The sequence below is a fragment of the Rathayibacter sp. AY1F3 genome (genome assembly GCF_002931975.1).
In the GTDB taxonomy this organism is placed as follows: domain Bacteria; phylum Actinomycetota; class Actinomycetes; order Actinomycetales; family Microbacteriaceae; genus Rathayibacter.
On record NZ_PSVF01000041.1, the window covers coordinates 1 to 22,846 of the forward strand.

Consider the following 22,846-nt stretch of genomic DNA (forward strand, 5'->3'; position numbering starts at 1 on the left):
CTCCCTCCCCCGACCGACCCCCTCCAGGAGCCACCGATGATCGTCACCGCGCACAGCCTCGCTCCCGACCCCGTCTGGGAGCTCACCCGCCGCTACGCCGCCGACCCCCGGCCCGACCGCCTCGACCTGACCCTCGGCGTCTACCGCGACGAGAACCTGCAGGCCCCCGTGATGGACGCCGTCCACGACGCGGAGCGCCTCCTGCTCGGGCGGCGCGAGTCGAAGCAGTACCGGGGGCCGAGCGGGCACCCCGCCTTCACGGCGCGGATGAGCGCGCTCCTCCTCGGCGAGGAGCTGGCGCAGCGGGCGATCGGCGTGCAGACCGTCGCGGGCACCGGCGCGCTGCGGCTGCTGGCCGAGTTCCTCGCGCACTTCGAGCCGGGGCGGCGCGTGATCCTCGGCGCCCCCTCCTACGTGAACCACGCCCCCGTGCTCCGCGCGGCCGGCCTCGACATCCACGCCGTCCCGTTCCTGGACGCGTCGGGCCGCCCCTGGCTGGAGCCGACCGTCGACGCCCTGCGCTCCGCCCGGCCCGGCGACGCGGTGCTCCTCCAGGGCAACTGCCACAACCCCTCCGGAGCCTCGCTGACGCCCGCGATGTGGGACCGGCTGACCGACGAGATCGTCCGGGCGGGCGTGATCCCCTTCATCGACCAGGCCTACTACGGGCTGGGCGACGGCCTCGAGGAGGACCTCGCGGGGATGCGGCGGCTGCTCGCCCGCGTGCCGGAGGGCGTCGTCTCGGTCAGCTGCTCGAAGGCGTTCAGCCTCTACAGCGAGCGCGTCGGCTGCGCCCTCCTCCTCCTGGACCCGTCCGGCACTCCGGGTGCGATGAGCACCCTCGAGGCGATCGCGCGGGCGGCCTACTCGCAGCCTCCGCACCACGGAGCGGCCATCGTGGCGACGATCCTCGGCGACGAGGAGCTCGAGCGCTCGTGGCGCGACGAGCTCGAGCGGATGCGGAACCGGGTCACCCGGCTCCGGGACGGCCTCATCGGCGGCGCTCTCGCGGCCGGCGCCCCCGCCCGCTTCGCCGCCCTCCGCGACCAGCGGGGCCTGTTCCTCTCCCTCCCGCTGTCGCCGACGGCCATGCACCGCCTCCAGCACGACTTCGGCGCCTACGGGCTCCCGTCGGGGCGGATCAACCTGGCCGGCGTCCCCCGGACCGCGGTCGACCGGCTCGCCTCCGCGCTGGCCGAGGTCGCGGCCGAGGACGACGCCGTCCGGGCGGTGGCCTGATGGACCGGCGGGAGCGCGCCCGGCTGCTCGACGAGCTCATCGCCCTGCCGACCGTCTCGGCCGATCCCTCGCGCCTCGGCGACCTGCGCCGGAGCGCCGGCCTGCTCGCCGACGCCCTGCGGGAGCGCGGCTTCGACACCCGGCTCGTCGAGGACGACGCCGGCCGCCCCTCGGTCGTGGGCACGCGCGGACTGCTCCCCGGCGTCCCCTCCGCTCTGCTCTACGCGCATCACGACGTGCAGCCCGCGGGCGCCGACTGGACCTCCGACCCCTTCGTGCCGCTGCACCGGGGGGAAGTGGTCACCGGACGCGGCAGCGCCGACAACAAGGCCGGCGTCGTGGCGCACCTCGCGGCGATCGACGAGCTCCGCCCCGACCGGCGGCTCGGCCTGGTCGTCGTCCTCGACGGCGGCGAGGAGGTCGGCTCCCCCGGAGCGCCCGCCCTGCTCGCCGGGCTCGCCCTGGAGGAGGCGCCCGCGCTGGTCCTCGTGAACGACGGCGTGAACGCGGCCCGCGGCACTCCGTCGCTGACGCAGTCGCTCCGCGGGCTGCTCGCCGTCGACGTCGAGGTCGCCGTGATGGACGAGCCCGCGCACAGCGGCGTGAACGGCGGAGGAGCGGTCGACGCCCTGACCGCGTTCTGCCGGCTGGCCGCCTCCCTCCACGACGACCGCGGCGAGGTGGCCGTGCCGGGGCTGCGGGTCGGCGCTCCGGCCACCGCCCGCGTCGATCCGGACGCCTTCCGGGCCCGGCTCGGACTGCTCGACGGGGTGCACGTCGCCGACGACCTCGCGACCGCCCTGTGGGCCTCGCCCGCCCTCTGCGTGCTCGCGGTCGACGCACCGCGGATCGCGGAGTCGGCGAACGTGCTGCTCCCCCGGGTGCGCGCGCGCCTCTCGCTCCGGGTTCCGCCGGGGCTCGCGATGGACGACGCGGCCGCCGCGCTCCGGGCGCACCTGCTCGCGCAGCGGCCCTTCGGCGCGCACGTGCGCGTGGACGAGGTGAGCCGGAGCGAGCCGTGGAGCGACGCGCGCATCTCCGGCGTCGTCGTCGCCGCACTGCAGGACGCGTGGGGGCGCTCGCCCGACCTGCTCGGAGGCGGCGGCGGCATCCCCGTCGTCAGCGCCCTCTCGGCGGCGTTCCCGGAGTCGGTCCTCTGCATCACGGCCGTCGCCGACGCCGAGTCGCGGGTCCACGGGCCGGACGAGAACGTCGACCTGCGGGAGCTGGACCGCGCCGTCGCCGCGGAGGCCGCGGTCCTCGACGCCCTGGCTCTGCCGCAGGACTGACGAGAGCCGGCCGCCCCCACCGCTCAGCGGGAGGGACGGCCGGCTCTCGTGCGCGTCAGCGGCTCAGCGCCGGGCCTTCAGCGCACGGGTGGCAGCGCACGGCCGTCAGCGCATGGCCTTCAGCACCCGGTCGCCGGCCATCTCGGCGATCATCGACGCCTCGTCCGGGTAGAGGGCGGGGTCGACGCGGTCGAGGCGGAACGGCTCCGGATCGGCGAAGGGCTCGGTGCCGGTGATCATCTCGGCGACGAGACGGCCCATGCCCGGCCCGTGGGTCACTCCGGACTCGTTGTCGCCCGCCAGCACCCAGAGGCCGTCGCACGCGGGGACGGGTCCGATGTAGAGGCCGCCGTCGACGGAGTAGACGGGCATGCCCTGGATGATCTCGGCGGTGCCGAGCCCTGCGAGCGCCGGGAACACCTCGGCGACGGACGCCTGGTAGTCGCGCTGAGCCTCGATCAGCTGCGGCGAGACGGGGCGGGCGAACGCGCGCTCCAGCCCCTCCTCGCGCTCCAGCACCGAGACGCGGCGGTAGGCGAAGCCGCCACCCCACGAGAACGCGCCGCGCAGCTCGCGCAGCCACAGGCCCAGGTCGAGGCTCTGGATCGTCGGCATCAGCGGCGAGAGCCCGGCCTGCTCCGAGACGAAGCGGGTGGCGACGGTGGGGATGAGCGGGAGCGTCCGGCCCACGGTGCCCAGGAGCGCCGGGGTCCAGGCTCCGGCGGCGAGCACCACGGTCGCCGCGTCGACGACGCCCGCCGTGGTCTCGACGCCGGTCACCCGGTCGCCGTCCCGGCGGATCCCGGTCGCCTCGGTGCCCCACGAGAAGCGGACGCCCAGCGCCTCCGCGCGGCGGAGGACCTCCTGGAGCGCGAGCCCGGTGGTGACCTGGATCGCCTCGGGGAGCAGCACTCCGCCGACCACGCTCGCCGGGTCGACCGCGCCGAAGGTCATCCACGCGACCTCGTCCGCTGTCAGCGCGCGGGTCCCCGGGGACGCCAGCGGGTGGCGCACGATGCCCTCGACGAGGGTGGTCAGGGTCGCCTCGGTGCGGGCGATCGCGATGTTGCCGTTGGCGGCGAACTCGATCTCGACGCCGGCGTCGTGCAGGCCCCGGTAGAAGGAGAGGCCGTACTCCTCGAGGGGCACGGCGTGGGTGCCGATCCGGCGGTTGCTGTCGGCGCCGTAGCGGGCGACGAAGCCGGCTCCGGCCGGGGTGGTGCCGCTCAGCGGCGAGCCGGCGTCGATCACCGTGACGTCGCGGGCGCCGAGCTCGATCAGGTGGAGGGCGGCCGAGGCGCCGATGATGCCCGCGCCGACGACGCAGACGGGTCCAGGATTCGAAGGCATGCCCGATGGTAGGCAGAGCGGGGGTCCCGGGGGCACGTGCTGCTGTCGAAGGGGCGGAGGGGGCGGCTCGACGGCTGTCGGAGGGTCAGCCCTCGGTGATCCGGACGTAGGGCGACATCCGGAACCAGAGCTGCAGCATCAGCCGGGTGTCGCCGTCGGCGAGGTCGAGCCCGGTCGTCTCGGCGAAGCGCCCGAGCCGGTAGTAGACGGTGGTGCGGTGCAGGTGCAGATCGGCGCCGGTCTGCACGACGTTGCCCGCGTTCGCGAGGAAGGTCCGCACCGCGAGGATGTTGTCCTCGGACTGCTCCTGCATGGCCCGCCCGAGCTCGGGCGGAACCAGGTGCGACCGCAGCGCCTCGGGGAGCAGCGCCGCGAGCATCCCGTCGAGCCCCGACTCGTCCCAGCGGACCGCTCCCGCCTCCGTCGCTCCCGCGACCCGCGCCGCGCACTCGGCCTGCTCGTGCGAGTGCAGCACGCCGTCGAGCCCGGGCACGAGCGCCCCGACCCCGATCGTCGCCGCGATGCCCGCGCCGTCGAGGCCGCGGCGGAGCGACTCGACGAGCGCGGCGATCCGGTCCTCGGCGGGCGCGACCGAGTAGCCGACCAGCACGACGACGCCCTGGTCGGTCCGCGCGACGGCGGCACCGGAGCTGTGCTGGGCGACGGCCCGCGCGATCACCCGGACCGGGGCGCCGATCGAGCGGTCGCCCTCCCCCTTCGCGATCACCAGGCCGAGCACCTGGTACGCGACGCAGCCTCGGAAGATCCCCGCCGCCGCGATCTCCTCGGCCGCGTCGACCCGGTCGTCCGACCGGTCCGAGAGGAGCGCGAGCACCTGCGCCTCGACCTGCTGGAGGCCGTCGTCGAAGGTCATCGCGCGGCGGACGAGCACGGTCCGCATGTCGTCGACCGCGCGGTCGACGGCGTCGAAGTCCGCGGCCGTGAGGGTCTCGTCGTCGATGATCCAGATCACCGCGGCGAGCTCGCGGTCGACGCGCACGGGAGCGACGTACCGCCGCCGGAGGCCCAGCTCGGGCGCCGCGTCGGTGAAGAACGCCGCGGTCGCGCGCAGCACGCCGGCCTGCCGGGCCCACTCCGCCCGCTCCGGCGTCACCGAGCGCCCCACCAGCGACTCCACCCGGGCGGAGTCCTCGTCGCCGAAGTGGGCGCTGTGCGCGAGGAGCTGCAGCTCCGCGTCGTCGACGGCGACCGAGCGCCCCAGCACCCCCGCCAGGCGCTCGACGATGTTCTGCAGCGGCTCGGGCGAGAATCCTTGGCCTTCGGGCGGCATCGTCTGCTCCTCCTGGACGGATGCTCCGGCGGCACCGTGGCTTCACCGTAGACCAGCGCGGCGCCTGCGCCGACGAACCGGCGGTGCGGATCCGGGCGGGGCGGCGAGCGCCGCGCACAGCGCGACGCCGGCCCCTCGGAAGGGAGCCGGCGTCGTGCCGTCGCGGTTCCGGCTACTCGAGCAGCTTGCCCGCGGTGGCGACCTCGCCGCTGATCAGCGCCTGGATCTCCTCCGGCACCGCGGGGATCTCCTCGCGGGTGATCCCCGTGGAGGGCGACCAGACGAGGTTCACCTGGAGGGCCGGGTCGATGTCCGGGTAGTCGCTGCGGTTGTGGCAGCCGCGGCTCTCCCGGCGCTCGAGCGCTGCCTCGAGGGTGGCCCGCGCGGCCATCGCGGCCGACTTGAGGTCGAAGGCGTGGGCGAGGTCCTGGAAGCCGGCGATGTCCGGGTGCACGCCGATGTCGGCGATGCGCGCCTCGATCGCGTCCAGCTCGGCGAGCCCGGCGAGCAGGCCCTCCTCGTCGCGGACGACTCCGGCGTGCTCGGTCATCGTGTTGCGGATCGCGCGCTGCAGGGCGCGGACGTTCTCGGTGCCGTCGGCCGCGAGCAGGCCGGCGATCTCGTCGCGGGCGACCTGGACGGACGCGGCCGAGCGGGTCTGGGCGGTCAGCGAGGCGGAGTACTCCGCCGCCGCCTGCCCGACGATCCGGCCGAACACCAGCAGCTCGATCAGCGAGTTGCCGCCGAGGCGGTTGGCGCCGTGCAGTCCGCTGGAGGCCTCTCCGATGGCGTAGAGCCCGGGGACGTCGGTGCTGTGGTCGTCCGAGCGCACCCAGACCCCGCCCATCGAGTAGTGCGCCGTGGGCGCGATCTCGATCGGGTCCTTCGTGATGTCGAGCATCTGCAGCTCGAGCATCGTCTGGTACACCCGCGGCAGCCGGGTCATGATCGTCTCGCGCGGCAGATGCGAGACGTCGAGCCAGACCCCGCCGTTGGGCGTGCCGCGACCCTCCTTGATCTCGGTGTAGCAGGCGAGGGCGACGCGGTCGCGGGTCGAGAGCTCGAGGCGCTCGGCGTCGTACTTCCCCATGAAGCGCTCGCCGAGGCCGTTGCGGAGGATGCCGCCCTCGCCGCGCGCGGCCTCGGAGATCAGCGTGCCGGCCGCGTTCTCGGGCTCGATGATGCCCGACGGGTGGAACTGGACGAGCTCGGGGTCGCGCAGGCGCCCGCCGGCCTCGACGGCCAGGCGGAACGAGTCGCCCGTGTTCTCGTCGCGGCGGGAGGAGGTGCGGCGCCAGATGCGGTTGTGCCCGCCCGCGGCGAGGATCACCGCATCCGCGTGGATCAGGTAGCGGGTGCCGTCGACGAGGTCGAAGCCGTAGGCGCCGAACACTGCTCCGTCCTCGTTGACGAGGATGCGGGTGACGTACACGGTGTCCAGGATCGGGATCTCGAGCTGGGCGGCCCGGTTGACGAGCGTGCGCTGGATCTCGAGGCCGGTGTAGTCGCCCGCGAAGGCGGTCCGGCGGTAGGTGTGTGCGCCGAAGAAGCGCTGCGAGATGCGGCCGTCGTCCTCGCGGGCGAACGGCATGCCGTAGCGCTCGAGGTCCTGGATGCCGCGGGCGGCGTTGGAGGTGACGATCTCGACCGTGTGCGGGTTGGCGAGCTGGTAGGACTCGGTGATGGTGTCGGCCGCGTGCTGCTGCCAGCTGTCGTCGGGGTCCATCGTGGCGAGGGCGGCGTTGATGCCGCCGGCGGCGAGGGAGGTGTGCGCGTCCGACTTCGAGCGCTTGCCGAGCGCGAGGACGTCGACGCCCGCCTCGGCGAGCTCGATCGCGGCGCGCAGGCCCGATCCGCCGGTGCCGATGACGAGGACGGAGGTGGAGATCCGGCGCTCCGGTGCGGTGGTCTCTGAAGTGGTCATGCCTCCACGCTAGGCACGGCGCTTCGATTACTCCAATGCATAATGCTGGGCACGGCCATGCGCGTAGGGTATGCACGTGGATCTCGAGCAGCTCACCGGTTTCGTCGAGGTAGCCCGCCTCGGCAGCTTCACCCGCGCCGCCGAGGAGCTGCACCTCGCGCAGCCCTCGCTGAGCCGCCGGATCGCCGCGCTGGAGCAGGACCTCGGCTCCGAGCTCTTCCACCGGGCACGCTCCGGCAGCACCCTCACACCGGCCGGCGAGCTGCTGCTGCCGCTCGCCCGGCGCATGCTCGCCGACGCCGGATCGGTGCGCCGCGAGCTGGCCGAGCTGGCCGGGCTCGAGCGCGGCCGGGTGCGGTTCGGCGCGACGCCGACGCTCTGCATCAGCCTCGTCGCGGAGGTGCTGCACGCCTTCCACTCCGCGCATCCCGCCGTGGAGCTGCACCTCGCCGAGGACGGGTCGCGGAGCCTCTTCGACCGGCTGGCCCGGGGCGAGCTCGACCTGGCGCTGGTGACGACCTCGACCGCGGCCGCTCCCGGCGCCTTCACGGTGACGCCGCTGCTCGTCGAGGAGCTCGTCGTGGTCTCCTCCGCCGCGGAGCCTCCCCTCGCCGCGACCGGCGCGCTCGACCTGGCGGCGGTCGCCCGCCTCCCGCAGATCGTCTTCAACTCCAGCTACGACCTGCGCCGCACGACCGACGCCGCGTTCGCCGCCGCGGGCCTGGAGCCGGACGTGGTGCTGGAGGGCGCCGAGATGGACGCGGTGCTGCGCTTCGCCGAGCGGGGCCTCGGCGTCGCGGTCGTCCCGGCGATGGTGCTGCAGGGGCGCCCGGGCCTGCGCTCGATCCGCATCGAGGAGCCGACGCTCGAGAAGCCCACTCTGACCCGGACGATCAGCCTCGCGCGCCCGGCGGACCTCGCGCCGCCCGCCGCGGCGCGGGTCATGCAGCGCACCATCGCGGCGACCGCCCGCGCCTTCGCCGCCCAGGCCGGCGGCACGATGCGCCTGGCCGACGCCCGCTGACCGAGCTGGGGTCTCGAGGCGCCGCTGCTCGACCAGCAGTACGGCGGACATGCTGATCGAGCAGCCCCGGAGGGCGTATCGAGATCTCCCCCGCACGCGCAGGAGCGCCCCCGGCCCCGCAGGGCCGGGGGCGCTCCCCGGTGGTTCAGCCGTGCGCTACGAGCACGGGCGCGCCGCGTACGGAGCGCTCACCTCCGTCTCGACGGGGGCGCCGTTCATCGTGGCCGTGGCCTCGACGGTCACCGCACCGGCGGGCAGGTTCGCCTGACGGGTGGTGAAGGCGTGCGACACGGTCTTGCCGGGCGCCACCGAGGTGAACGACTTCGTGCCGGACGGCGACGTGAAGGTCACGCCGACGGGGACGTCGGAGCCGTTGCTCGCCTGGACGGTGACGATCGCCTTGCCGGCGATGCAGCGGGTCGCCGCGCTCGCCGTGATGTCGAGCGCCGGAGCCGCCTCGCCCTCGGTGAAGGCGAAGGTGTCGAGCTCGAACAGGTCGCCGGAGGGTCCGGAGTAGCTGAAGAACACGTCGTGCACTCCGGTCGCTCCGGTCAGCGCGGCGCTGACGTCGGTCCACTCACCGGTCGTCCCGTTCACCGCGACGGTGCCCGCGACGGGCCCGGTCTCGGAGTCGAGGCGGACGGTGACGGTGCCGCCGGCCTGCAGCGCCTTGGCCTTCGCGGTGAACGTCGCGGCTCCGGTGTCCCCGAAGTCGACGGCCGACAGCGCGGTCCAGTCGCCGTTGTCGAGGTCCTTCAGCACGAGGTTCTGGGTCGCGCCCGCGGCGGGGGTGCCGAGCGGCGCCGTCGCGATGCCCTTGCTCCAGCCGATGGTCTCGGCCGGGAAGGTGCGGTACGGATCGAAGTCCTTCACCTGGTCGACGCCCTTGTAGTCGCCGACCACCTGCTGCACCGTGCCGTCGGCGTTGAACTGCAGCTCCTGGATGTGCGGGCTGCGGTACCCCTGGGTGGTGTCGCCGTTGATCCGCTTGTTGAGCGTCGGCGCGTGGTAGGTGAAGTAGTACTTGCCGCCCAGCTCGAAGACCGACTGGTGGTTGTTGCCGCCGGTGCCGGCTCCGAAGAAGCGGCTCTGGTTCGGGAACATCACGCCGGCGTAGTTCTCCTTGGGCCAGGACATCGGGTCGTCCGAGATCATGTAGCCGATCTCGCCGCCGCCCGGGTAGCCGGGCTCGCGGGTCTGGTTGCCGCCGAAGTCGTTGCCGCCGAAGTGGGACGAGTACGAGAGGTAGTACTTGTCCTGGCGCTTGAACACCTGGGCCGCCTCGAACGCGACGGGCGCGTCCACGACGGCGGAAGTGCCCTGGGTCGAGATCATGTCGTCGCCGAGCTCGATCACGCGGATGTTCTTCGGGTTGTTGAAGCGCTCGGCCGCGGGGAGCGCGGTCGAGGCGGGTCCGCCTCCGAAGAACAGGTAGCCCTGGCCGTCGTCGTCGACGAGCGGTGCCGGGTCGAACTTCCACGCGACCGCCTCGGCGCCCGGGGTGGACGCGTTGATGAGCGTGGAGGTGCGCTGGCTGGTCCACGGGCCCACCGGCGAGTCGCCGGTGATCACGTTGCTGGAGCCGCCGCCGTTGGCGTAGTAGAGGAAGTACTTGTCGACGCCGTTCACGGTCTTCTTCGCCATGCCGGGAGCCCACGAGTTGCCGGTGTAGGGCGCGACTCCGGTGGAGCCGGCGACCTGGATCTCGCCGTGGTCGGTCCAGTTGACGAGGTCGTCCGAGGAGATCACGGTGATCTGGTTGATCTTGCCGTAGTCGATGCCCGCCGAGACGCCCGTGGCGGGGTTCGGAGCGTAGCCCTGGGTGTCGTTCGTCATGTACATGTACACGCGGCCGTTCTCGACGAAGCCGAAGCCGTCGGCGCCGAACTTCCAGCCCATGAGCGGGTTGTGGTCGCCCGGGATCTTGCCCACGACCTCGATGGTGCGCGAGGCGGGCGCGGGCGGCGCCGCTCCGACCAGCGAGACGTCGTCGAGCTTGTAGTCCATGAGGTGCGTCTCGGGCGCGGCCGACGGAGTCGCGGTCCACGGCGTCTCGAAGAAGAGGCGCGCGGTGGCGACGCTCTGCCCGGCGGGGATGGTGAACGATCCGTTGATCGTCGCCCACTGCCCCTTCGTGGCGGTGACGCTCGCGAGGTTCGTGTAGGTGCCTCCGCCGTAGTGCATGGTGGCGAAGAACTGCTTGGTCGCGGGGCTCGCGGCGTTCTCGTACTTGATCTGCGCCTTGACCTGGTAGGTCTGACCGGCGACGACCTTGCCGCTGAGGTCCTGCATGGCGCCCGCGCCGGTGGTCGTGCGGCCGGTGACGAGCGCTGCGGCGGTGCCGGTGCGCGCGTCCGTGGTCGTCGCGATGGTGCCGGCGTCGGCGGCGTTGCCGTTGTTGACGAACCAGCTGCTGATGCCGCTCTCGAAGCCGCCGTTGACGATGAGCTCCGCCTCAGCGGCGGACGAGGTCTGGGCGGCGAAGGGGGCCACCAGGAGCGCGGTCAGCGCGGCCGTGGCCAGCAGCCTCAGCCGCAACCGCCCCTTCGGAGCGGCTTCTCGTTGTGGTGATCTCACGGATCCTCCTTGATCGTGTCGTGCAGGAGATCGTCGGCGACGGGTGCCGCTGACGCGTTCGGGGGCGGGGGCGGCCGCGCGGGCCGCCCCCGGGGTGCTCAGCCGCAGGACGCGGCCGGGTGGGGCGCTCTCACCGTGGTCGTCACCGGCTCGCCGTCGAGGGTGGCGGTCGCGGTCACGACCACCTCGGCGGCGGGGACCGAGGCCGCCCGCGTGGTGAAGGCGTGGCTCGTCGTGGCGCCGGGTGCGAGCGCGGCGACCGTCTTCGTGCCGGAGGCGCTCTCCATCCGGAGGGCGACGGGCACGTCGTCGGCGTTGGTCGCCCGCACGGTCACGACGACCTTCCCGGCGATGCAGCGGGTCGCGGCGGCGGCGGTCACGTCGAGCGACGCCTCCTTCAGCGTCCCGAGGCGGGCCAGCTGGTAGCTGAGCGCGCGCTCCGGGGCGTCGATCTGGTTCTGCGTTCCCGCGGTGCCGACCGCCTGCGCCTTCGCGAGGACCGACTGGAGGTCGGACCAGGCGTCGGCCGGGTAGTCGTCGGAGCGGAGCGTCGCCGCGTGAGCGACGGCCGCGTCGAGCTGCGAGCGGTCGAGCGCCTTCCCCTCCGAGGAGAGGGTGTCGCTCAGGAGGAACTCGTCGACGTCGACGTGGCCGCCGGCGGTCTTCGTCGCGTAGCTGAACAGCCCGAGGCGGTGGCCCATGAAGTGCGTGAGCTGACCGTCGAGGGTCTGCGGGCCGACGCGGCTGCCGAGCTTCGTCCAGCTCGTCCCGTCGAGGCTGTACGAGAAGGTCGTCCAGAGCTGTCCGGCCGGGGCCGAGAGCTCGAGGTCGGCCTTCAGGCGCACCTGCGAGGCGTCGCCGAGGGCGGCGGTGGTGCCGGGGAGGAAGGACTCGACGGCCGCCTGATCGAACGTGGTCGCGAACGGCTGGCTGCGGTTCACGACGCCGACGGTGGTGACGCCGTCCACGCGCTTGACCGCGACGTACGAGAAGCCGCGGTTGTAGGCCGCGAGGCCGGCGACGTCGCCGTCCTTCATCCCGGAGACGTCGAGCGCCGCCTCCGCCGACTGCTTCGGAGCCACGATGCGCTGGGAGAGCGTGTTGCGCGCCTCCTCCAGGTACGTCATCTCGGGCGAGCCCGAGAGACGCGTGTGCGCGGCCGTTCCGCTGAGCACCTTCCCGTTGGTGAGGCGGAGCCAGCCCTCGCGCTCGGTCAGCGACCAGTAGCGGTTGTCGGGGGCGTGGTTCCACTGCCAGGGGAGTGCGAGGGTCGAGCCGTTCGGCTCGATCTCGGCGGCCGTCGGGCGCTCGAGGGTGGGAGCGGCTCCGACGAGCGAGACGTCGTCGAGCAGGTACTCGGTGCTCGAGGACGCCGGCTGCGGATTGCCCCACGGCGTCTCGACGGCGAACTTCACGCTGCCGACGTTCGCGGTCTCGGGCACCGTGTAGGTCCCCGTGATCGTCGTCCACTGGCCCTGCGTGACGGCGGCGGACGCCATCGTCACGGGTCCCGCGCCGAAGTCGGCGCAGAGGTTGAAGCGGACCGACGCGGGGCCGGTCGTGTACTTCACCTTCGCGGACACGGTGTAGGTCACGCCGCGCTGCAGCTTGTTCGCGAGCACCTGGCTCGGGCCTGAGCCGTTGAGCGTGCGGGTGCCCACGCGGAGCGCGGCGGTGCCGGACGCCGGGTCGGTCGTGTCGGCCGACAGCGTCGCGCCGAACTGGCCTGCCCACGGCGCCGTCCCCGACTCCGCTCCCGGGTTCTGGAGCAGCTGCACGCCGAGCAGTGACGCGTCGTAGGCGGGCGCGGGCGGGATCGTCCACGACTCGTCCTGGTAGGCCTTCGCCGGGGCGTCGTTGTCGAAGTCGTCCGAGACGACGATGCTCTTCTGCCGCTCGAACAGCTCCTCCTCGGGGCTGAGGCGGATCGGCTTCGGGAAGCTCCCGCCCACCGGCACCGAGCCGTTCGTCCCGAACGTCGGCCAGCCGTCCTTCCACGTCGCCGGGATGAGCCCGGGGATGCGGCCGGTCGGGAAGCTGTCGCGGAAGAACATGCCGTGCCAGGCGGTCGAGCCGTCCTCCTTCGCGATCGGCACGAGGCTCCCCTGGGCGAACCCGCTGGAGTTCAGCACGCCCTTGCCCTCGTAGGGGTTGCTGCCGTCGGCGGTCGCGTAGCGGCCCAGCAGCTCGGACGAGCGGAACAGCGCCACCTGGCGGCCCTGGCCCGAGGGCCAGGTGATGATGACGATGTAGTACTGCCCGTCGATGTACTGCACCTGCGCGCCCTCGAAGAGGCCGCCGAGGTAGCCGGCTCCCGGGTAGTCGGAGGTGCGGAGGATGTTCGGGTACTCGGCGACGACGGTCGTCAGGTCCTCGCTCAGCTTCACGGCGCTGGTGGATCCGGAGCCGTAGAAGATGTACGGCGTGCCGCCGTCCGCGTCGTCGAAGAAGAGCGACGGGTCGTGGAAGGCGCGGCCGAGGGCCGTGCGGGTCCAGGCGCCGTCCTCGATGTCGTCGGTCGAGTAGAGGTAGGAGCCGCCGAGGTTGTTGGTGTTGAAGACCGCGTAGTAGCGGCCGTCGTGGTACCGCAGCGACGAGGCCCACTGGCCGTTGCCGTAGGAGTTCTGCCCGTTCCGGAGCGAGAAGCGGTCGCCGATCTCGAGCCGGTCGAAGACGTAGTTGACGATCTCCCAGTTGACGAGGTCGTAGGACTTCATGATCGGGGCGCCCGGGCTGAGGTGCATCGTGGTGCTGATCATGTAGTAGATGTCGCGGCCCTCGTCGTTCTCGGACGCGGGCACGCGCTCGACGCTGACGTCGGGCACGTCGGCGTTCAGCAGCGGCACGGAGTAGGTGCCGTCGCCGCGGTCCGTCGACGTGTAGGAGGCCTTCGGCGACCAGGCGCCGGCCGCGGTCGCCGGAGCCGCGCCGGAGGCGAGCAGGCCCGCCGCGAGGAGGGCGCCGATCGCCGTGGAGGCGACTGCGCGCATCGGGGTCATTCGAACAGCGACAGCGTCAGGACGGAGGAGTAGTCGCCGGGGGCGACGTCGGCCTCGGTCTTCAGGGTGAGGCCCGCGGACACGGTCCAGGACCCGTCCGTCGCGGTCTCCTGCGAGTCGAGCGACAGCGCGAGCAGCTCCTGGTCGAACAGGCCCACGGCGTCGGCGCCCTCGTCGAGGATCGTGTCGACCGGGTCGCCCTCGGACACGAGGCCCGACTCGCCGCCGTCCACGAGGACCGGCGTCCAGCCGAGGTGGTCGGAGGAGATGTCCTCCTGGTCCGCGTCGCCGGTGAAGGCGCTCGCCGAGCCGAGGACGTACCAGCCGGCTCCGGCCGGGATCTCGTCGACGGTCCGGGTGTCCGTCACGGTCACGTCGGGCAGCTGCCCCGTGAAGGCGCGCACGGTCGGGGTGGAGCCCTCCTCGGCGAGCGTGGCGGAGGTGCCGTCGATCGACATCGAGAGGGCGCCGGGCTGCTCCAGCTCCTCGATGCTGACGTTCACGTCGACGTCGTCGGAGCCGTACTCCGTGTCGGCGGCCGCGGCCGCGGCGGCGACGCCGGACAGGAGCAGGCAGCCGGCGAGAGCGGCGCCCGAGCGGACGAGCCAGAGGGGTCGGGGGGTGCGTCGCGTGGACATGGTGTTCCTCACTCGATCGGCATCGTCGCCGATCAGGTCGAGCGCCGGACGGCGCGGAGTGGTGGCGCGGCCCGAGGCCGCGAGAGGACGGAGCGCGGCGCAGCCCGAGGGGCGTTCGGCCGCGCCTGGAGCGCAGGACGCGCGGAGAGCGGCGGACGGCTCGTGCGCGGCGGCTTCCACAGCGTGGCCACGCGAGCTCCAGCTCTCGACCCCCTCAGCACTGAGGGGAGAAAGGCTGCCCGACACTCGTCTCTCTCGACTGCTGAGCTTTCCCTCAGCTAGTCTTGCGGGCAATGTTACCGGGAACATTCCCGATTGCAAGGACGTGTTCTCAACCGTCCGGAGCAGCGCAGCGAGGCGATCACCGCGTTCCGCCGCGGCCGGGCGGGGACGGCGGGAGGGGACGAGGATGTCCGCAGGGGCGGCGACGGCGGAGGCCGAGCAGGAGGTCGTGACGACGGAGTGCGCGGAGCGCTCGGGCGTCATCGGCGTGCTCCTGGGCGATTTCGAGCCGTTCGGCACGGAGGTGCTGCAGGGAGTGGCGACGGCGCTGCGGGGGACCCGGTTCGACCTCCTCGCCGGCAGCGGGGCGAGCCGCCGGGGCCGGGCGGGCTGGGAGCAGGAGTCCCTGCGGCGCCTCACCGAGGCGCACGTAGCGGGGGCGATCCTGGTGACTCCCTCCGGCGTGATCCCCTCGTCGGACCTGCCGCTCGTCGTCGTGGATCCGCTGACCGCGCAGACCGAGCTGCACTCGGTGGCGACCGACGACTTCGGCGGAGCGCAGCTGGCGACGAGCCACCTGATCGGGCTCGGCCACCGCCGCATCGGCTTCGTCGCGGGCCGCCCCGACCTGGAGTCGTCGCACCGGCGCGGCGCGGGCTACCAGCGGGCACTCGCGGACGCCGGCCTCCCCTACGACCCCGCGCTCGTGCGGGTCGGCTACTACCGGCACGACCCCTCCCTCGCCGCCGCCCACGAGCTGCTGCTGCTGCCCGACCGGCCGACGGCGGTCTTCGCCGCGAACGACGCCTCCGCCATCGCCGTGATCGAGGCGGCCCGGGCGCTGGGCCTCTCGGTGCCGGGGCAGCTTTCGGTCGTGGGCTACGACGACGTGCCCGACGCCTCCCGGGTGGTCCCCGCGCTCACGACGGTGAGGCAGCCGCTGCACCGCGTGGGGCGCGCGGCCGCCCGGGCGCTCCTGACGCTGATCGACGGCGGGAGCGTGGCCGAGCCGCACGTGCGGCTGCGCAACAAGCTCGTGCTCCGCGGGTCGACGGCGCCTCCCGCCGAGGGCCCGCCGTCCGGCTGACTCCTCCCCCTCCCCCAGCCGGCGGGAATACGCTCGGCGCATGAACCAGCAGCGCACTCCGGTCACGGTCACGGTCACGGGAGCGGGGGGCGCCATCGGCTACGCGCTCCTGTTCCGCATCGCCTCGGGTCAGCTCCTCGGGCCGGACGTCCCCGTCCGCCTGAACCTGCTCGAGATCCCCTCCGGCCTCCGCGCGGCCGCGGGCACGGCGCTCGAGCTGCAGGACGGCGCCTTCCCCCTCCTCCGCGGGATCGAGGCGACGGACGACCCGGCCGCGGCGTTCGACGGCGCGAGCGTCGCCCTCCTCGTGGGCGCCCGGCCGCGCAGCGCGGGCATGGAGCGCGCCGACCTGCTCGCCGCGAACGCGGGCATCTTCGGGCCCCAGGGCGCCGCGTTGAACGCGCACGCCGCCTCCGACATCCGTGTGCTGGTCGTCGGCAACCCGGCCAACACCAACGCCTGGATCGCGCGGCGCAGCGCCCCGGACATCCCCGCCGGCCGCTTCACCGCGATGACGCGCCTCGACCACAACCGGGCGGTCGCGCAGCTCGCCGCGAAGCTCGACGCCCCCGTCGACGCGATCGAGGGCGTCGCGATCTGGGGCAACCACTCCGCCTCGCAGTACCCCGACGCGACGCACGCCACCGTCGGCGGACGGCCGGTGCCCGAGCTGGTCGACGCCGAGTGGCTGCACACGGAGTTCGAGCCGCGGGTCGCCAAGCGCGGCGCCGAGATCATCGAGGTCCGTGGAGCCTCCTCGGCCGCGTCCGCCGCCTCCGCCGCGATCGACCACGTGCGCGACTGGGTCGACGGCACGTCCTGGACCTCGGCCGCCGTCGAGTCGGACGGCTCCTACGGGGTGGAGGAGGGGCTGATCTCCTCGTTCCCGGTCCGCTCCGTCGACGGCGAGTGGCGGATCGTCGAGGGGCTCGAGATCGACACGCACTCCCGCGCGCGGATCGACGAGTCCGTGCTAGAGCTGCGCGCCGAGCGCGACCAGGCGCTGGCGTTCCTCGCGTCCTGACGCGCCCCTCCCCGTCCTGTCGCCACGGGATGCCACTCCGGTACGCCTCGCGCGACGTGTCGCGTACCGGAGCGGCATCTCGAGGAGGGGCTCAGCGGCGCTTCTCCGGAGTGGGGAGGGTGCCGGAGGCGCGGGCGGCCTCGTACCAGGCGTGCGCCTCCTCCTGGCGCTCCGCCTCGGCGCCGGTCGCGATCGCCGCGCGCACGTGCTCGGGCCCGTAGCCGAACGACGCGACCAGGTCGGCGGCGTGCGGGCGGATGCGCGCGAGCAGGCGGTCGATGTAGGACGTCACCGCGACCGCTCGCTGCGACGACAGGCGCCCGTGGATGAGGTACCAGTCGAGGTGCTTCTCGATCAGGCCCAGGCCGAACAGGTCGCGGAGCCAGGTGAGGACGGTGCGCGTGCCCGCGTCCTCGACGCCGGCGAGCGCCTCCGTGAACGCCTCCCACTGCAGCAGCTCGGCGTGCGCGCGCGCCGCCTCGATGAGCTCGCTCTGGTGCGCGTTGAACAGGCGTGCCGCCTCGTCGGAGGGCAGCTTCGACGCCGGGCGCAGCCGTGAGGCGATCCCCGCGACCATGCTCTCGACGCGGCCGGTGAGCAGCTCGCGCTGGTCCTCCCGCAGCTGGCCGACCGAGCGGGCCGTCGATCCGCGATCGGCGACGACCTGGGCCAGACGGCGCAGACCCGAGTTGTCGACGGTCGCCCCCGCGACCTGCGAGGCGGCGTACCGCGCCAGCTCCGCGGGCTGGGCGCCCTTGAAGCGGCGTCCGACGTCGGTCAGCAGGCGCTTGGCGACCAGCTGGAGGAGCACGGTGTTGTCGCCCTCGAAGGTCGCGTAGACGTCGAGATCGGCGCGCAGCTGCGTGAGCCGGTTCTCGGCGAGGAAGCCCGCGCCTCCGCAGGCCTCGCGCGCCTCCTGCAGCGTGTCGAGAGCGTGCCAGGTCGAGAGCGCCTTCAGCCCCGCGGCGAGGGTCTCGAGGTCCTGCCGCGACTGCTCGGTGTCGTTCGCGCCGGAGAAGACCTCGTCGAACGCCGTCAGCAGCTTCTCGTGCGCGAAGGCGGCGGCGTAGGTGGTGGCCAGGCGCGGCAGGAGGCGGCGCTGGTGCCGCTGGTAGTCGAGCAGCACCTCCTCCCGCTCGCCCCCGCCGGTGAACTGGCGGCGCTGATCGCCGTAGGTGACGGCGACCGTCAGCGCGATCTTCGCCGCGGCGACCGAGGCTCCGTCGAGCGAGACGCGGCCCTGCACGAGCGTGCCGAGCATGGTGAAGAATCGGCGGCCCGGGCTCGCGATCGGCGAGGAGTAGGTGCCGTCGGCGGCGACGTCGCCGTAGCGGTTCAGCAGGTTCTCGCGCGGGACGCGGACGCCGTCGAAGTGGAGGCGGCCGTTGTCGATCCCGTTCAGACCGCCCTTGAGGCCGTCGTCCTCCCCGCCGACGCCGGGCAGGAACGCGCCCTGCTCGTCGCGGATCTGGACGAAGAAGGCGTGGACGCCGTGGTTCACGCCGCGGGTGACCAGCTGCGCGAAGACGACCGCCGCGCGCCCGTCCACCGCCGCGTTGCCGAGGTAGTCCTTCCAGGCCGCGCGGAACGGCGTCCGCAGCACGAACTCGCCGTCCTCGTAGGTGGCGGTCGTGGCGATCGACGCGACGTCGGATCCGTGCCCGGTCTCGGTCATCGCGAAAGCGCCCGGGATCTCGAGGCTCATGATCCCCGGCAGCCACTTCTCGTGGTGCGGGCGGGTGCCCAGGTGCAGGACCGCGGCGCCGAAGAGCCCCCACTGCACGCCGGACTTGATCTGCAGCGAGGGGTCGGCGGTGACCAGCTCCTCGAAGCCGGCGATGTTGCCGCCGTGATCGGCCTCGCCGCCGAGGTCGACCGGGAAGGCGCGGTGCACGCCGCCCTCGGCCGCGAGCACGCGCATCTGCTCCGAGACGCGGAGGCGGTGCTCCTTCATCGGGAGGCCGTCGGTGCGGTGCAGCTCGGGGCGGGCGGTCAGGGCGCGGCTGGCGAGGCGCTGCTCGCGCCAGGCGCCGAGGAGGGTCTCGCCGAGGGCGGCGACGTCGACGGCGGGGGCGCCGTCCTCGTCCAGGCGCGCGTCGACCTCGGAGCCGAGGGAGTCCACCGGCGGCGTGGGCGCGATGGAGCCCGAGCGGGAGCGCCGGGCCCGCGTGCGCCCGGTGGCCGCCCGGTCGGCGGCGTCGGCGGCGGAGCGGGGGTGGGGAGCGGTGCTGACCATGGTGTTCGTGTCCCTTCGACCGTCTGCGGTTCGGGCCGCTCCCGGTGCGTCGTGCGCCGACGGGCGCGGCAGCGGAGGCGGTCCTCGCACGGTAGGTCGCGCGGCGGCGCGGCGGAAACGTTCCGTCGCCCGGGCACAAACGGCGCCGGGCGGAGGAGGAAGCGCGTTGTCGGAACCGACCAGGCGGGGGCGGGGCGGCTCGTCTGTGCGCTGGACGGGCTGTCCCTGCCGACAGGAGCGGAGGAGGGGGAGGCCCGTCCGTGTGCTGAACGGGCTGTCCCGGCGGACCCCAGCGGAGGAGGGGCGCCTCATCGGAGGACGCGTCGCTAGTCTCTCGGCATGAGCGAGCCGCCGCTGCCTCCCCCTCCGCCCGCCCGACAGCCGGCGGCCGGGCCGCCCGTGGTCGGCTCGCCCGCGCCTCTCGGGACTCCGGGTGCGCCGCCCTCGGACGTCGCGGCAGCGCCCCCCGGGCCTCCGGCCGCGCCGGGATCCGGGGTGCCGCATCGGCGCCCCGTCCGCGTCTGGGACCTGGTGCTGACGATCGTGCTGATCCTCGTGGCCTCCGCGGTGACGCTGCTGCTGTCGTTCTTCGGGCTGTTCTTCGCGATGGCCAGCGACTCGTGCGGCGGATCGAACGCCTGCGACATCGGCCTGATCGAGGGCGGGATGGTCCTCGCCGCGGGAGGAGTGTGGGTGCCGTTCCTCGCGGCGCTGGTCGTCTCGATCGTGCTGCTGGTGCGGCGGCGCATCGCGTTCTGGGTGCCGGTGGCGGGTCTCGCGGCGTCGTTCTGCTGCACGCTGCTCGGCGGGTGGATGGCGTCGACGGGCGCGAACGGCTGAGGGCGCTCGCCGGCGTCTCGGACCGAGGACGCTCGCGTCGGTGACGAGGTGGGCACGATCGTCGACGCGGAGCCCGGAACACGGTCGCCCGCGCCGGCGCCCGCCTCCGTCGCGGGCGGTGAACCGCGCGCCTCAGCGACGGATCAGTAGCTGTCCCAGCCGGGCTCCCAGTCGGGCTCGTCCGGCGGCACCCAGTCGTCCTCCGGCGGCTGCGCGGCGGACACCGGCGGACCGGACGACTCGCGGCCGAACGAGGGCTTCGCCCCTTGCGAGCGGGACGACCCGCCACGGGCGGCCGGCGCGCGGCGGGGAGCGGGAGCCTCCTCACCCGGTTCCGGGACGGCGATCTCGGGGCTCTCCCCCGCGACGACGGCCAGCACTGCCTCCCCGTAGGTGAGCAGCTTCTTCTGGCCGACGCCGCCGATGATGCTGAGCGCGTCCATCGTCGCCGGCTCGGCGGTCGCGATCTCGCGGAGGGTCGCGTCGTTGAAGACGATGTAGGCCGGGACCGCCTGCGCGCGGGCCTGCGCGGCGCGCCACTCCCGGAGCCGCTCGAACAGCGGCTGAGCCTCGCCCGACAGCTCGGCGACGGTGGACCGCCCGGAGCGGGAGGATCCGCTGGAGCGGGCCGGCTTCTCCGGCTCCTGCCGCAGCTCGACCTTCCGCTCGCCGCTGAGGACGGAGCCGGACGCGGGCGTGAGCACGAGAGTGCCGAAGCCGTCGTCGTTCACGCCGAGCAGGCCCTGCGCGAGGAGCTGGCGGGCGACTCCGCGCCACTGGGTGTCGCTGAGCTCGGCGCCGATGCCCCAGGTGGCGAGGCCGTCGTGCTGGTGCTGGGTGGTGCGCGGCGTGGTCTTGCCGCGGAGGACGTCGATGATGTGTCCGGCGCCGAACTGCTGGTTGCGCTCTCGCTTGAGGCGGACGACCGTCGACAGGAACTTCTGCGCCGCGACGGTGCCGTCCCAGGAGGCGGGCGGCTCGAGGCAGGTGTCGCAGTTGCCGCAGGCGGTGCTCTCCTGGCCGAAGTAGGCGAGCAGGTTCACCCGGCGGCACTGGACCGTCTCGGAGAGCGCGAGCATCGCGTCCAGGTGCGCGGACATCCGCCGACGGTGCGCCAGGTCTCCCGGCGACTCGTCGATCATCCGGCGCTGCTGCACCACGTCCTGCAGGCCGTAGGCGAGCCAGGCGGTGGACGGCAGTCCGTCGCGGCCGGCGCGACCCGTCTCCTGGTAGTAGCCCTCGACCGACTTGGGCAGGTCGATGTGCGCGACGAACCGCACGTCCGGCTTGTCGATCCCCATGCCGAAGGCGATGGTCGCGCAGACGATGACGCCCTCCTCGCGGAGGAACCGCGACTGGGCGGCGGCGCGCACCCGCGAGTCGAGGCCCGCGTGGTACGCGACGGCGTCGAAGCCCGCCGAGCGAAGCGCCTCGGCCGTCGCCTCGACGCTCTTGCGGGAGAGGGCGTAGACGATGCCCGCGTCGTGCGCGTGCTCGCGCCGCAGGAAGTCGATCAGCTGCTTGCGCGGCTCGACCTTGTTGACGATCCGGTACTGGATGTTCGGGCGGTCGAAGCTCGAGACGAAGTGGCGGGCGGCGCCGAGGTGCAGGCGCGAGGTGATCTCGCGATGCGTCGCCTCGGTGGCGGTCGCGGTGAGGGCGATGCGCGGGACGTCGGGCCAGCGCTCGGCGAGCTCGCCCAGTGCGAGGTAGTCGGGGCGGAAGTCGTGGCCCCACTGGCTGACGCAGTGGGCCTCGTCGATCGCGAAGAGGGCGATCCGGCCGCGGGCGAGGAACTGCTTCATGCCCTCGTTGCCCAGGCGCTCCGGGGCGACGTAGAGCAGGTCGAGCTCGCCGTCGAGGTAGGCGCGCTCGACGCGGCTGCGCTCGCCCGCGTCCTGGGTGGAGTTGAGGAACTCGGCGCGGACGCCGTTCGCACGGAGGGCGTCGACCTGGTCCTGCATCAGCGCGATGAGCGGGGACACGACCACGCCTGTGCCGGGGCGCACGATGGCGGGGATCTGATAGCAGAGCGACTTGCCGCCGCCGGTGGGCATCAGGACGACGGCGTCGCCGCCGCCGATGACCTGCTCGACGATGGCCTGCTGCTCGCCGCGGAAGGAGCCGTAGCCGAAGACCTTCTCGAGGATCGCCTGCGCCTCGGAGGATCCGGATCCCGGGGCGCCGCTCGCCGCGTCGCTCCGGACGCCGCCGCGGGACTCCGCCGAGGGGTCGGCGAGCGGCGGGGCGGGGAGGGCTGTCGCGGTGGGCTCTGTCACCCGGGGAACTCTACCCGCCGCCTCCGACGCCGCCCCGGGGGTCCGGGGAACTGTGGAGAAGGGCCGCAGGGAGGGAGCTGGGGAGGCGGATGCGGGGTGGTCGGGGGCTTCTGCGGCGTCCGGCTCAGAGGTCGGTGAGGGTGCGGGTGTCGCCGTCCCAGAAGCGGACGCCCGCGAGGCCGACGGTGAACGGCTCGCCGAGGAGGGGGACGGCGTCGCCGAGCTGCTCGGCGCGGAGGCGGCGCGAGACGCTGATGTGCGGCGTCCAGGCGTCCGGCAGCGAGGTGTCGACGCCGCCCGGCACGAGGCGCGTGGCACGGCCGTGCAGCGCGTCGAGGGCGGGCGAGCGGACCACTCCCCAGGCGAGGACGAAGCGCCCGGCGTGCGGGAAGAGGAGGACGGCGCCCAGGGCGACCGTCGCCGGCAGCGGACCGAGCGCGCCCGGCTCCGGGGCGGTCAGCTCGGGCCCGGCGACCAGGGTGAGGTGCGGGCGGTTGCTGGCGGACGTGTGCAGTGCGAGGCTCGGGACGCCGGCCGCCTCGAGCGCCTCCCACTGGCTGCGGACGCGAGCCTCCGACTCCGGATCGAGGAGGACTTCGAGGCTGCGCATGTCCACATTCTGCCGCGGGCAATGTGTGCTGGCTTTCGCGGACGCGCGGCCACTCGCGGGTGCGCGCGGTCCTCGCCGGCTCCCGCGAGTGTGCAGGAGTCGTCGCACTCGAGCTCGAGTGCGACAACTTTCGCGCACTCGCGGGGGCGGTGCCCGGTGGCGGCCAGCGGGCGGGAACCACCCAACCGCCCCCCGCCACCCGCGCCAGCCGACCGCC

The 22,846-nt window shown here is 73.7% G+C and carries 15 protein-coding genes; 6 read left to right on the plus strand and 9 right to left on the minus strand.

Features of this window, described 5'->3' with window-relative positions:
- Both C5C39_RS15930 and C5C39_RS15935 read left to right on the plus strand, forming a co-directional pair.
- On the plus strand, nt 1-1,239 hold a 1,239-nt coding region (locus tag C5C39_RS15930; protein ID WP_219813356.1), incomplete at its 5' end, for an aromatic amino acid transaminase.
- Nucleotides 1,239-2,528 (plus strand): M20/M25/M40 family metallo-hydrolase, encoded by a 1,290-nt coding sequence (locus C5C39_RS15935; protein WP_104353845.1) that lies wholly within the window; start codon nt 1,239-1,241, stop codon nt 2,526-2,528. The genes C5C39_RS15930 and C5C39_RS15935, both read left to right, overlap by 1 nt.
- Nucleotides 2,529-2,633: 105 nt before the next feature.
- On the opposite strand, the gene C5C39_RS15940 is transcribed toward C5C39_RS15935, so the two are convergent.
- The 3 genes from C5C39_RS15940 to C5C39_RS15950 all read right to left on the minus strand — a co-directional run bounded on the left by C5C39_RS15940 (nt 2,634) and on the right by C5C39_RS15950 (nt 7,093).
- Nucleotides 2,634-3,878, minus strand: a complete 1,245-nt coding sequence (locus tag C5C39_RS15940) for an FAD-binding oxidoreductase (RefSeq protein ID WP_104353846.1) — start codon at nt 3,876-3,878, stop codon at nt 2,634-2,636.
- A gap of 85 nt (nt 3,879-3,963) precedes the next feature.
- The gene (locus C5C39_RS15945; RefSeq protein WP_104353847.1) at nt 3,964-5,169 is read right to left on the minus strand and encodes a CdaR family transcriptional regulator; all 1,206 of its coding nucleotides are present in this window, start codon (nt 5,167-5,169) and stop codon (nt 3,964-3,966) included.
- A 172-nt stretch (nt 5,170-5,341) separates the two neighbouring features.
- The gene (locus C5C39_RS15950) at nt 5,342-7,093 is read right to left on the minus strand and encodes an L-aspartate oxidase (RefSeq protein WP_104224384.1); all 1,752 of its coding nucleotides are present in this window, start codon (nt 7,091-7,093) and stop codon (nt 5,342-5,344) included.
- Between the two features lie 70 nt (nt 7,094-7,163).
- Here C5C39_RS15950 and C5C39_RS15955 point away from each other — a divergent pair, with 70 nt between their 5' ends.
- On the plus strand, nt 7,164-8,117 hold the full coding sequence (locus C5C39_RS15955; protein WP_104282525.1) for a LysR family transcriptional regulator: 954 nt from the start codon (nt 7,164-7,166) through the stop codon (nt 8,115-8,117).
- A gap of 156 nt (nt 8,118-8,273) precedes the next feature.
- Here the strand turns inward: C5C39_RS15955 and C5C39_RS15960 are convergent, their stop codons facing one another.
- The 3 genes from C5C39_RS15960 to C5C39_RS15970 form a co-directional block, all read right to left on the minus strand.
- On the minus strand, nt 8,274-10,694 hold the full coding sequence (locus tag C5C39_RS15960) for a family 43 glycosylhydrolase (RefSeq protein ID WP_219813357.1): 2,421 nt from the start codon (nt 10,692-10,694) through the stop codon (nt 8,274-8,276).
- Nucleotides 10,695-10,792: 98 nt separating this feature from the next.
- Nucleotides 10,793-13,684 (minus strand): family 43 glycosylhydrolase, encoded by a 2,892-nt coding sequence (locus C5C39_RS15965; protein ID WP_258075865.1) that lies wholly within the window; start codon nt 13,682-13,684, stop codon nt 10,793-10,795.
- 5 nt (nt 13,685-13,689) lie between these two features.
- A complete protein-coding gene (locus tag C5C39_RS15970; RefSeq protein WP_104233676.1) occupies nt 13,690-14,331 on the minus strand; it encodes a hypothetical protein in 642 nt (213 codons plus the stop codon).
- 409 nt (nt 14,332-14,740) lie between these two features.
- On the opposite strand from C5C39_RS15970, the gene C5C39_RS15975 reads away from it, so the two are divergent.
- A complete protein-coding gene (locus C5C39_RS15975; RefSeq protein WP_104353850.1) occupies nt 14,741-15,640 on the plus strand; it encodes a LacI family DNA-binding transcriptional regulator in 900 nt (299 codons plus the stop codon).
- 40 nt (nt 15,641-15,680) lie between these two features.
- Nucleotides 15,681-16,664, plus strand: coding sequence for a malate dehydrogenase (locus tag C5C39_RS15980; RefSeq protein WP_104353851.1), 984 nt, complete (start codon nt 15,681-15,683; stop codon nt 16,662-16,664).
- 91 nt (nt 16,665-16,755) lie between these two features.
- Here the strand turns inward: C5C39_RS15980 and C5C39_RS15985 are convergent, their stop codons facing one another.
- A complete protein-coding gene (locus tag C5C39_RS15985) occupies nt 16,756-18,900 on the minus strand; it encodes an acyl-CoA dehydrogenase (RefSeq protein ID WP_104353852.1) in 2,145 nt (714 codons plus the stop codon).
- A 339-nt stretch (nt 18,901-19,239) separates the two neighbouring features.
- Between C5C39_RS15985 and C5C39_RS15990 the strand changes: the two genes are divergently transcribed.
- Nucleotides 19,240-19,740, plus strand: coding sequence for a DUF6264 family protein (locus C5C39_RS15990; protein ID WP_219813358.1), 501 nt, complete (start codon nt 19,240-19,242; stop codon nt 19,738-19,740).
- A gap of 143 nt (nt 19,741-19,883) precedes the next feature.
- Here the strand turns inward: C5C39_RS15990 and recQ are convergent, their stop codons facing one another.
- Both recQ and C5C39_RS16000 read right to left on the minus strand, forming a co-directional pair.
- Nucleotides 19,884-22,019, minus strand: a complete 2,136-nt coding sequence (gene recQ, locus C5C39_RS15995; protein WP_181132675.1) for a DNA helicase RecQ — start codon at nt 22,017-22,019, stop codon at nt 19,884-19,886.
- Nucleotides 22,020-22,143: 124 nt separating this feature from the next.
- On the minus strand, nt 22,144-22,629 hold the full coding sequence (locus C5C39_RS16000; RefSeq protein WP_104353854.1) for a 2'-5' RNA ligase family protein: 486 nt from the start codon (nt 22,627-22,629) through the stop codon (nt 22,144-22,146).
- Between the last annotated feature and the right edge of the window lie 217 nt (nt 22,630-22,846).